Source organism: Streptomyces hirsutus, assembly GCF_001418415.1.
Classification (GTDB): Bacteria; Actinomycetota; Actinomycetes; order Streptomycetales; family Streptomycetaceae; genus Streptomyces; species Streptomyces hirsutus.
Window position 1 is genome coordinate 1 of the sequence record NZ_LIQT01000109.1, and the last position, 9607, is coordinate 9607.

The 9607-nt window shown below is 72.9% G+C and carries 13 protein-coding genes and 1 pseudogene; 1 reads left to right on the forward strand and 13 read right to left on the reverse strand.

What is annotated here, in order from left to right; genetic code table 11:
• Positions 1 to 152: 152 nt before the first annotated feature.
• The 13 genes and pseudogenes from AOK11_RS09290 to AOK11_RS09345 form a co-directional block, all read right to left on the reverse strand.
• On the reverse strand, positions 153 to 467 hold the full coding sequence (locus tag AOK11_RS09290; protein WP_240497268.1) for an antibiotic biosynthesis monooxygenase family protein: 315 nt from the start codon (positions 465 to 467) through the stop codon (positions 153 to 155).
• Positions 464 to 1048 carry an aromatic-ring hydroxylase C-terminal domain-containing protein gene (locus tag AOK11_RS46375; protein WP_338058919.1) on the reverse strand — a complete coding sequence of 195 codons (585 nt, stop codon included), beginning with the start codon at positions 1046 to 1048 and terminating at the stop codon, positions 464 to 466. The genes AOK11_RS09290 and AOK11_RS46375 overlap by 4 nt, the downstream gene beginning before the upstream one ends.
• A 15-nt stretch (positions 1049 to 1063) precedes the next feature.
• Positions 1064 to 2188 (reverse strand): annotated as a pseudogene (locus AOK11_RS46380) (FAD-dependent oxidoreductase); the annotation flags it as partial.
• Positions 2169 to 3044: an NAD(P)-dependent oxidoreductase gene (locus AOK11_RS09300; RefSeq protein WP_055593189.1), complete on the reverse strand. Its 876-nt coding sequence runs from the start codon at positions 3042 to 3044 to the stop codon at positions 2169 to 2171. The gene AOK11_RS09300 and the pseudogene AOK11_RS46380, both read right to left, overlap by 20 nt.
• A 136-nt stretch (positions 3045 to 3180) precedes the next feature.
• Entirely contained in the window at positions 3181 to 3504 is a 324-nt protein-coding gene (locus AOK11_RS09305; RefSeq protein WP_240497269.1) for an antibiotic biosynthesis monooxygenase family protein, read from the reverse strand.
• 16 nt (positions 3505 to 3520) lie between these two features.
• On the reverse strand, positions 3521 to 3841 hold the full coding sequence (locus AOK11_RS09310) for an antibiotic biosynthesis monooxygenase family protein (RefSeq protein WP_055593191.1): 321 nt from the start codon (positions 3839 to 3841) through the stop codon (positions 3521 to 3523).
• On the reverse strand, positions 3841 to 4596 hold the full coding sequence (locus tag AOK11_RS09315; RefSeq protein ID WP_055593192.1) for an SDR family NAD(P)-dependent oxidoreductase: 756 nt from the start codon (positions 4594 to 4596) through the stop codon (positions 3841 to 3843). The genes AOK11_RS09310 and AOK11_RS09315 overlap by 1 nt, the downstream gene beginning before the upstream one ends.
• Before the next feature lie 93 nt (positions 4597 to 4689).
• Complete coding sequence (locus AOK11_RS09320; RefSeq protein WP_055593193.1) at positions 4690 to 5145, reverse strand: anthrone oxygenase family protein; 456 nt, start codon at positions 5143 to 5145, stop codon at positions 4690 to 4692.
• A 10-nt stretch (positions 5146 to 5155) separates the two neighbouring features.
• The gene (locus tag AOK11_RS09325; protein ID WP_055593194.1) at positions 5156 to 5620 is read right to left on the reverse strand and encodes an SRPBCC family protein; all 465 of its coding nucleotides are present in this window, start codon (positions 5618 to 5620) and stop codon (positions 5156 to 5158) included.
• Between the two features lie 75 nt (positions 5621 to 5695).
• The gene (locus AOK11_RS09330; protein ID WP_055593195.1) at positions 5696 to 6916 is read right to left on the reverse strand and encodes a ketosynthase chain-length factor; all 1221 of its coding nucleotides are present in this window, start codon (positions 6914 to 6916) and stop codon (positions 5696 to 5698) included.
• A gap of 2 nt (positions 6917 to 6918) precedes the next feature.
• The gene (locus AOK11_RS09335) at positions 6919 to 8205 is read right to left on the reverse strand and encodes a beta-ketoacyl-[acyl-carrier-protein] synthase family protein (RefSeq protein WP_055593196.1); all 1287 of its coding nucleotides are present in this window, start codon (positions 8203 to 8205) and stop codon (positions 6919 to 6921) included.
• Positions 8202 to 8639 carry a cupin domain-containing protein gene (locus AOK11_RS09340; RefSeq protein WP_055593197.1) on the reverse strand — a complete coding sequence of 146 codons (438 nt, stop codon included), beginning with the start codon at positions 8637 to 8639 and terminating at the stop codon, positions 8202 to 8204. The genes AOK11_RS09335 and AOK11_RS09340 overlap by 4 nt, the downstream gene beginning before the upstream one ends.
• Positions 8636 to 8971 (reverse strand): TcmI family type II polyketide cyclase, encoded by a 336-nt coding sequence (locus AOK11_RS09345; protein WP_055593198.1) that lies wholly within the window; start codon positions 8969 to 8971, stop codon positions 8636 to 8638. The genes AOK11_RS09340 and AOK11_RS09345 overlap by 4 nt, the downstream gene beginning before the upstream one ends.
• Positions 8972 to 9169: 198 nt before the next feature.
• Here AOK11_RS09345 and AOK11_RS09350 point away from each other — a divergent pair, with 198 nt between their 5' ends.
• On the forward strand, positions 9170 to 9550 hold the full coding sequence (locus AOK11_RS09350) for a SchA/CurD-like domain-containing protein (RefSeq protein WP_055593199.1): 381 nt from the start codon (positions 9170 to 9172) through the stop codon (positions 9548 to 9550).
• Positions 9551 to 9607: the final 57 nt, after the last annotated feature.

Below are 9607 nucleotides of genomic sequence, written 5' to 3' on the forward strand. Positions count from 1 at the left end.
GGGGGCCCGGCCGGGCCCCCGCCCCGTGTGCGGGTGCGTGCGGTGCGTGCCGGGGACGTTCGGGTACGGCGAAGGGCGCCGGCCGCGAGGAGGGTTCCTCCCCTCGCGGCCGGCGCCCTTCGGTGCGTCGCGGCCGGCGTCCTCCGTACCGGTCAGGCGGTGGAGCGTGCCGGGTGGATGTGCCGGACCAGTTCGGTGACGTTCATCGAACCGCCCCTGCGGTACGGCCGCAGCCGCTGCCGGTGCTCCACGTGGGCGGGGCTCGTCTCGAAGGCGCGGAAGCGGGGTTCGTCCGTCCAGTCGGTCAGGACCCAGTACACGCCCTGCTCCTCGGTGTCCCGTACCAGCGTCTGCCCGAGGTTGTGCGGCTCCCGGGAGATCGCCTCGCCCACCTCCCCCCAGGTCCGCTCGAAGTCCTCGGCCAGCTCCGGGACGATCTCCATCCGGAGGATCACCCTGTGCGTCACCGCTCCCCACTCCCCTCTCGTCGTGTCGTCCCCGCCGCTTCTCCCGCGGCGTCCCGGCCGAGCAGCCGGGCCAGTACCGTGCGCAGGGTCCTGTCGGCGAAGACCGGTGCGTCCGCGCACCGCCAGGCCACCACGCCGTCCGGGCGGACCAGGACCGCGCCCTGTGCCGTCACCCCGTACCGCTCGGGCCAGCGGTCCTCGATGTCGGTCACCTCCGTCCCGATGCCGTACAGCGCGAGCGGCACGTCCAGGTCGTGCGCGACCGCGCGCACCGCCTCCCGCCAGGCCCGGTCGTCGGGACCGGTGAGCAGCACCGGCCGGGAACCGAACAGGTCCAGCGCGGACAGTTCGGCGCCGCCCCTGCGCAGCCGCAGGTGCGGGGCACGGCTGCCGGGCCGGCCGTCGTTCTCGGCGGACCAGACGCCGTGTCCGGGCAGCACGCTCTCGTCCCAGGCGGTGACGGCCGACGAGCGGTACCGCCAGGACAGCCACACCAGGGCGTCCTCGACGATGCCCGGATCGGCGGGGCGGCGCCCGCCCGGTTCGTCGAGCAGCCGCAGCCGGTCGCGGGAGCGGAGCACGGCCTGCTCGACGGTGGCCTCGCTGATCGGCCGGCGCTCCTCGTCGTAGCTGGTCAGCAGCGCGGGACCGGCCCAGCCGTCGAGTACGGCGGCGAGCTTCCAGGCCAGGTTGTGCGCGTCCTGGATGCCGGTGCTGGAGCCGAAACCGCCGCTGGGCGGCATCACATGGGCCGCGTCGCCGACCAGGAACACCCGCTCGCCGTGGAACCGGTCGGCGGTGCGGGCGGCACCCTCCCAGCGGGAGACGGACAGGATGCGCGGATCGAGGTCCGGGACGCCGGCGGCGGCCCGCACCAGCTCCGCGCACCGCTCCTCGGTGAACGAGCCGGCGTCCGTGCTGGCGGCGTCGTAGGAGATGTGCAGGAGCCAGTCGGTGCTGTTGTCGAGCGGCATCAGGGCGCCGCGCACCTGCTCGTTGAAGGTGTAGCACATCAGGAACCGGCGGCCGGCGAGCTGTTCGGTGAGGTCGGCGCGGAAGTGCACGTTGATGTAGTGGCCGAAGACCTCGCCGTCGAAGGGGATGCCGAGCGCGTCCCGGACGCCGCTGTGGGCACCGTCGGCGGCGACCAGGTAACGGGACTTGAGGGTGCGTTCGGCGCCGGTGGCGTGGTCCCTGACGCGGGCCGTGACCTCCTCGCCCTCGGGGCCGTCCTGCTCGAAGGAGAGCAGCTCCGTGTGGAACCGCAGGGCCACGCCGAGACGTTCGGCGCGGTCCCGCAGCACGTCCTCCAGCTCGCCCTGGTGGCACAGGCACCAGGGCGTCGGGGACAGCGAGGCCACGTCGGCGCCGACGTCCATGACGTACTTGTCGTCCAGCGAGCCCAGTTCGGGCCCGGCCAGGGAACGGGCGGCGATCACACCGGAGTTGTGCACGAGCCGGCGGGCGGAGGGCATAGCGCGGATCTCGTCCTCGATGCCGGCGGCCCGCATCAGTTCCATGGCCCGCGGATGGACCCCGCGGGCGCGCGGGTGGCCGGAGAGCTCGGGCTGCCGCTCGACGAGCAGGCAGTCCACGCCCTGCTGGGCCAGGAAGACGGCGGTCGACAGCCCTGCGAGTCCCCCGCCGACCACCAGGACATCGGTGTTCCGGAGCGTGCTCCGGGTGGTGCTCAGCACAGTGTCACCCTCCTTGCTTCGGTTGGTGTTCGACCAGGACGGACGCGTCCTTGTCCCCGTCGCCGGCGGCCAGTACCTGCGCGAACCGCTCCCGCACCGTGCCCAGTACGGGCATGGCGGTTCCCAGTTCGGCGGCCGCCTCCATCGCGATCCGGATGTCCTTCTCCATCAGTTCGGAGCGGAAGAAGGCCGGTTCGTAGGTGCGCTTGAGCATCAGGTCGGCGCGGAACCGCATCACCATGGAGCTGAAGCCGCTCGCCGCGACCACGCCGATCAGCTGGTCGCGGTCCAGCCCGGCCGCGGTGCCGTAGTCGACGGCCTCGGCGAGGGCGGCGACCTGGGCGCCGAGCAGCAGGTTGAGGATGAGCTTCATGCTCGCGGCGGTGCCGGGCGCGCCGACGTGGACGACCTCGTTGCCGATGGCCTCCAGGACCGGGCGGATCGCGTACAGGTCCTCGGCCGCTCCGGAGACGAACACGCGCAGTTCGCCCTTGCGGGCCTGGAGCGGGTTGCCGACGACGCAGGCCTCGACCCGGCGCAGGCCCTTCTCCGCCAGCCGGGCGGCGGCCTCGCGGGCGTAGCCCGGGGAGACGGTGGAGGTGTCCACGACGAGGGCGCCCGGCGCCAGCACCGGCACCACCCGGCCGAACAGGATCTCCTCGACGGCCTTCTCGTCGCTCAGACTGAGCAGGACGACGTCGTGGCCGGCCGCCGCGCGCTCCGGGGCGTCGGCGAGGTGGGCGCCCGCCTCGACCAGGGGGGCGGCCTTGCGCGCGGTGCGGTTGAAGACGGTCAGGGTGTGCCCGGTCTCCAGCAGGCGCCGGGCCATGCCGCCGCCCATGCTGCCGAGGCCGATGAACGCCAACTGGCGGTTCGCCATGGTGAGTTCTCTTCTCTGTGATCTCGGACGTGCTTCTTCGGGCGTGCTCGTCGGGCGTGCTTCTTCGGGCGTGCTCGTCGGAGGTGTGGGACGAAGGGCGGTACGCGCGACGGGCGCCCCGTCGGGGCGCCCGTGCTCAGTAGGTGGCGTCGACCTCGTAGACGGCGAAGGGGGCGGCGGTGCGGGTGTCGCGGAAGGGCCGCAGGGGTGCCGTGTCCTGGCGGTGGTCGGCGCCGGCCTCCCAGGCCAGGAAGGCCTCCATCGACTCCCAGCGGCTCAGCACGGCGAGCGCGCTCGGGTCCTGGGGGCTGCGCAGCAGCTCGTTGCCGAGCATGCCGGGCACCTCCGCGAGGCGTTCGCTCACCCGGTGGTAGGCGGCGCGGACCGCGGCGAGCTCCTTCTCGTCGTACGCGGCCTGGTAGACCACGACCCGCACCCCGCCGCCCGGCCCCCCGCCCACGGCACCGGCACCTCCCTCACCGGGCATCGGCGGCCGCCCTTCCCTCGACGCGGTGCAGCACCTCCATGACGTGGAAGGTGCCGCCCTTGCGGAACGGGTGGAGCGTGGCCCGGTGTTCGAGGTGGGCCGGGCTCTCCTCGAACGCGCGGAACCGCGGCTCGTCCACCCAGTCGCTGACGATGACGTAGGTGCTGCCGGGGCCGTCCTCCCGGGACAGGGTCTGGCCCAGGTTGGCCGGGTGGCCGGTGACCGCGCCGGTCCCCGCCAGCCACGCCTGCTCGAAGGCGGACTCCTTGCCGGGCTCGATCTCCATGCGCAGCATCACGCGGAAGGCCATCAGGAGATCCCCCCGTCGACGCCGATGGTGTTGCCGGTGACGTAGCGGGACAGGTCGCTGGCCAGCCACATGATCGCGCCGGCCACCTCGTCGGGGGTGCCGAGCCGGCCGAGGGCGGTCTTGGCGCCGTAGCGCTCGGCCATGACCTTGCGCTGCTCCTCGGGCATGGCGTGGAAGTTCTCGGTCTCGATGACGCCGAGCGCGACGACGTTGAAGCGGATGCCGCGCGGGCCGAACTCCTTGGCGAGCGAGCGGTTGAGGCCGACCAGGGCGGCCTTGGTGGTGGTGTAGTGGGCGCGCAGCGGTATGCCGGCGTCGACGGCGCGGGAGCCGATGGAGACCACCGAGGAGCCCTCGCCGAGCAGCGGCAGGGCGTGCTGGATGACGAGGTGGGCGCCGGTGACGTTGGTGTTGAGGATGCGCAGCCACTCCTCGAGCGGCAGCTCGGCGTACGGGATGTGGCTGATCGCGCCGGCGTTGTTGACCAGCAGGTCGAGGCGGTCGCCGTGCAGTTCGCGGACCCGGGTCAGCAGGGCGGCGATCTCCTCCGGCCGGGACAGGTCGGCGCGCAGCACGTGGTGGTCGCCGCCGGTCTCCTTCAGCTCGCGCTCCAGGGAGGTGACGTACTCGCTCTCCTTCTGGTAGCAGGTGACGACGTCGACACCGGCGCGGGCGAGCGCCAGCACCACGCCCCGGCCGACACCTCGGGTGCCGCCGGTGACCAGGGCCTTCTTGCCCTTGAGGCCGAGATCCATGGGTGTTCCTCCGTAATCGTCGTACGCGACGTTCTCGATACGTGGGGCGGGTCGGACGGTGGGGCGGAGCAGGGTGGGTCGGAGCAGGGTGGGTCAGAGCAGGAAGCCGAGCGCGGCGCAGTTCACGACGAGCGCGGTGATGGTGAGCAGGCTGCGCCGGTGGTTCCAGGCGCCCCACTCGCGGCGCGGGTCGCGGAAGTCCTCCGGGAGGTGCTCCGGGTCGACGGTCCGCATCCACCGGTTGACCGGGGCGTTCTTGGTGACCGAGATGAGGGCGGTGGCCGCGGCGAGCACCCCGGCCGCGGCGAACAGGGTGCGCGCCGCGGTGTCCGCGGTGCCCACGGCCAGGACGGCGTCCAGAACGACCGTGCCGACCAGGCAGAACGGCATGGCCGGGTCGTAGCGCTGCCCGAAGAAGGCGTGGGCGTGCACGTAGCGGTCGGTGGGCAGCGAGGCGAGGTAGGGGAAGCCGCCGAGCTGGGTGCCGAGGAGGACGCCGGCGGCGAGCCCGTTGAGCAGCAGCAGCGCGGGGGCGAGGACATTCAGCACGGGGTGCTCCTCAGCGGGTGAGGACGCGGGCCGCGGCCTCGACCCGCTCCTTGATGAGCGCCATCTGCACCTTGGTGTTGATGTTGAGGTGCTCGGTCATCGCGTCGTCGGTCGCCGGGGCCTGGGGCTTCATGTGGAAGTCCTGGATCCACCGCATGCGGACCCCGCCGCCGGGCTCCTCGGAGTACTCCCAGTGGATGTTCATGTACGCGAAGGGCCCGGTCTCCACGCGCTCGGCGCGCACGGTGCGGGTGACGGGGTCGCCGGTCCGCCTCGAGACCCAGCTCCACACGTTGCCCTCGTCGTCGGGGCGCATGGTGAGCCGGAAGACGACGGTGTCCCCGTCGCGCTCCAGGACCTCGGCGGAGGCGTACTCGCTGAACAGGTGGGGCCAGTTGGGGACGTCGTTGGTCATCTCCCAGACGATGTCCATGGGTGCGTCGATGACGATGTGGTTGTCGGTGTGGCCGGCCATCACAACTCCTCGATGACGGTAGGGGCGGGGGAGGTCGGTACAGCGGTTTCGGTGGGTTCGGCGGTGTCGGTGGATTCAGCGGCCCAGTACCAGGGCGGAGGTGAAGCCGCCGTGGCCGCGGGCCAGGACCAGGGCGTGCCGCAGCGGCAGTTCCCGCGGGGCGCCGGTGACCAGGTCGACGGTGAGTCCGGGGGCCGGTTCGCTCACGTGGGCGGTGTGCGGGATCACGCCCTCGCGCAGGGCGAGCAGCGCGGTGGCCACGTCCAGCGGGGCGCCGCCGCCGTACAGCCGGCCGGTGAGCGTCTTCGGCGCGGTGACCGGGACGCCGTGCGGGCCGAAGACGGCGGTGACGGCCTCGGCCTCGTCGCGGTCGTCGGCCGGTACGCCGGAGGCGTCGGCGAAGACGACGTCGATGTCGGACGGTGCCAGCCCGGCGTCGGCGAGGGCCTGTTCGGCCGTGCGGCGCAGGGCGCGCGGCCGGCCGGAGCCGGGTGCCGGGTCGAATCCGGCGGCGTAGCCGAGGACCCGGCCGTAGCCGGTGCCCACGCCGCGCCCGGCGGCGGCCTCGGCGCTCTCCAGGACGAGGATCGCCCCGCCCTCGCCGGGCAGGTGGCCCGAGGCCTCCTCGGCGAAGGGCAGGTAGGCCCGCTCCGGGTCCGGGACGGTGGACAGCCGGCCGGTGGAGAGCTGCGCGGTCAGGCCGTACGGGCACAGCGAGGCGTCGGTGCCGCCGGTGAGGACGAGCCGGGAGCCGCGCCGGACCAGCCGTCTGGCCTGGCCGATGGCGTCGAGCCCGCCGGCCTGCTCGCAGGCGAGCACTCCGCACGGGCCGCGCATGCGGTGGCGGATGGACAGCTGGCCGGTGGTGGCGGCGTAGAACCAGGCGATGGACTGGTAGGCGCCGACCCAGCCGGGGTCGTGCTGGTAGAGCGCGGTCATCTCCTTCTGCCCGAACTCCGTGCCGCCGGAGGACGAGGAGGTCACCACGGCCATCTCGTACTCGGGGACGGCCGTGAGGTCGGCGCCGGAGTCGGCCAGGGCGGCCTCGCCGGCGCCCAGCGCGAGGTGCGTCCAGTGGTCGGTCTGCGCGATCAGCCGGCTGGGTACGTGTCCGGCGGTGTCGAAGCCGGGCACCTGGCCCGCGTACCGCACGGGGTAGGAGGACGGGTCGAAGCGGCCGATGCGGCCGATGCCGGACTTGCCGGCCAGCACCGACGCCCAGTGCGCCTCGACGCCGATGCCGGTGGGCGCGAAGATGCCGAGTCCCGTGACGACGGGTGCGGCCTGCGCGGTCATGCTCACTCCCCTCTGCCCGCGGCGGCCGCGGCGGTGCCGGGCCGGGCGAGCACCATCGCGCTCTGGAAGCCGCCGAACCCGCTGCCGACGGAGAGCACGGCGTCCATGGCGTGCTCGCGTGCGGTGACGGGCACGTAGTCCAGGTCGCAGAGCGGATCCCGGGTCTTCAGGTTGGCCGTGGGCGGCACGACCTGGCGGTCCAGCGCCAGGGCGCAGGCGGCCACCTCGATGGAGCCGATCGCGCCCAGGGAGTGCCCGACCATCGACTTGATGGAGCTGACCGGAATGTCGTAGGCGTGCTGTCCGAGGCTGCGCTTGAACGCGGCGGTCTCGTGACGGTCGTTCTGCTTGGTGCCGGAGCCGTGCGCGTTGATGTAGTCGAGCGCGGTCGGGTCCAGCCTCGCCTGGTCCAGGGCGACGGTGATGGCCTCGGCCATCTCCCGGCCGTCCGGCTTGAGTCCGGTCATGTGGTACGCGTTGCTGCGGCCGGCGAACCCGGCGATCTCGGCGTAGATCCGGGCCCCCCGGGCGAGGGCCGCCTCGCGTTCCTCGACGACCATGACGGCGGAGCCCTCGCCGAGCACGAAGCCGTCGCGTTCCCCGTCGAAGGGGCGGGAGGCGTGCTCCGGGTCGGCGTTGTTCGGGGTGGTCGCCTTGATGGCGTCGAAGCAGGCGGAGGTGATGGGCGAGATGGGCGCGTCGGTGGCACCGGCGATCACCACGTCGGCCGAGCCCTCCTCGATGAGCTGCACCGCGTGCCCGATCGAGTCCAGGCCCGAGGTGCAGCCCGTGGAGACGAGGGCCACCGGCCCTTCCGCGCCGGTCTCCCAGGCGACCTCGACGGCCAGCGTGGACGGCACCATGTAGCCGTACAGGTGCGGTACGCCGTACTCGTGGTCGACGAGCCACTTGCGGCCGCTGTCGGAGAGGGTGACGTACTCCTCCTCCAGGCCCATGGTGCAGCCGACGGCGCTGCCGAGGCTGACCGCGATGCGCTCCGGGTCGACGGCGGCCGGCGCGAGACCGCTGTCGGCCACCGCCTCCCGCGCGGAGACCACGGCGAACTGCGCGGCCCGGTCCATCCGCCGGATCTGACGCGGGGTCAGTCCGGCGGCGGCCGGGTCGAAGTCGACCTCGGCGGCGACCTGCGAGCGGAACGCCGCCGGGTCGAACAGGGTGATCCGGCGGGTCGCCGTACGCCCCTCGGACAACGTCCGCCAGAAGGCCTCACGGCCGACCCCGCCCGGCACGACCGCGCCGATGCCGGTGATGACGGCGCGTCGGGTCACCGGGCACCGCCCACGTCCGGATTGGCCTGCTCGGGGCGCTGCGCCTGCTCGGTGTCGACGTGGCCCAGCTCGGGGCGGGGCGCGAGCGGGGAGAGGTGGAAGGCGCAGCGGGCGGTGACGTCACCGGTGCTGACGAGGCGGTGACGGACGCCGATCGGCACCAGCAGGGAGTCGCCGGGGCCGAGCGTCACGACCTCCCGCCCGTCCATCGTCATCTCCAGCCGGCCGTCGATGACGTGCAGGAACTCCTCGGAGTACGGGTGGAAGTGCTCGGTGACGAAGTCGCCCGGCTCGAGCGTCATGACGCCGCCGAAGCCGGAGCCGCAGCCGACCGTCTTGGGGCTGAGGGTGACGCGGATGTCGCCGCCGCGCTTGGTGTTGGCCTCGACCTCGTCGGCGGCCACCTTCACGGTGCGGGTGATGGCGGTGGTCACTGGATCCGCCCTCCGTCCTTGGTCCAGATGTAGAAGGGGTCGGCCATCGCGTCCTTGGGCTCTTTCCAGTCCGGGTCGTAGGGCTCCACGCACTCGGCGAGCCGGGTGTTGATGTCGTCGTAGAGCGGGTGGCTGCGGGCCCGGTAGAGGCGGGGGCCGATGTCCTCGTCGGCCTCGACGAGGTGGAAGTACAGGCCGTGGAACTTGAAGAGCGTGCGGCGGCTGACGCCGATCATGTGCGGCAGGTCGGTCGAGTCGGAGTCCTCGAAGATCTTCGCGATGTCGTCCGTCTTGTCCGGCCGCAGCTTGGCGACGATCAGGGTGCGGTGCACGGTGTCCCTCCCAACGGGTCGGTGGTCGCCAGGGAACGTCGCACCGCCGTCTGGAGAGCCACTCGAAATCCCCTCCAGCGAGGGGAGTTCGAGCCCGGCCCGAGGCGGCGCGGCTGTGCTGGAGGGGGACCGGCCGCCCGCCGGCCCCCGACGTGCGGGCACCGACGCACCGGAACCTGGAGAGAAGGGGCGACAGCCATGCCGTTCGCGGCCATCACGTACGACATCGAGCCGGGCTACGAGAAGGAGCTCACGGAGATCTTCGGCAACTTCAGGCGGGTGCCGAGCAGCAGGGTCGAGGACGCCTCGGGTGGGCAGGCCGGCACGATCGTGGCCACCGCGGTGTTCCTGCGCGACGACACCCTGGTCCGGGTCATCGAGTACACCGGCGACCTGGAGGCCGTCGCCCGGCACATGGCGGCGCAGCCGGGCGTCCAGGAGGTGGAGCGCAAGCTGAAGCCGTACCTGACCCGTCCGCGTGAGACGGACACGGTCGAGGGCTTCGTGGCCACCTTCCGGCGCAGCCTGCTCACCACCGTCGCCCAGATCTCGGCCCGGGACGTCCCGGCATCGGCCTGAAGCCCGGACCAACACCGGCCCGGGGGCTCCGGCCGGCCGGGTGTGCGGGGCGCGGGG

Coding starts and splice junctions, on each gene's coding strand:
- AOK11_RS09315 (WP_055593192.1), bottom strand. CDS start 4,596: ATGGATCTCGGCCTCAAGGGCAAGAAGGCCCTGGTCACCGGCGGCACC.
- AOK11_RS09330 (WP_055593195.1), bottom strand. CDS start 6,916: ATGACCGCGCAGGCCGCACCCGTCGTCACGGGACTCGGCATCTTCGCG.
- AOK11_RS09300 (WP_055593189.1), bottom strand. CDS start 3,044: ATGGCGAACCGCCAGTTGGCGTTCATCGGCCTCGGCAGCATGGGCGGC.
- AOK11_RS09350 (WP_055593199.1), top strand. CDS start 9,170: ATGCCGTTCGCGGCCATCACGTACGACATCGAGCCGGGCTACGAGAAG.
- AOK11_RS09325 (WP_055593194.1), bottom strand. CDS start 5,620: ATGGCCGGCCACACCGACAACCACATCGTCATCGACGCACCCATGGAC.
- AOK11_RS09310 (WP_055593191.1), bottom strand. CDS start 3,841: ATGGCCTTCCGCGTGATGCTGCGCATGGAGATCGAGCCCGGCAAGGAG.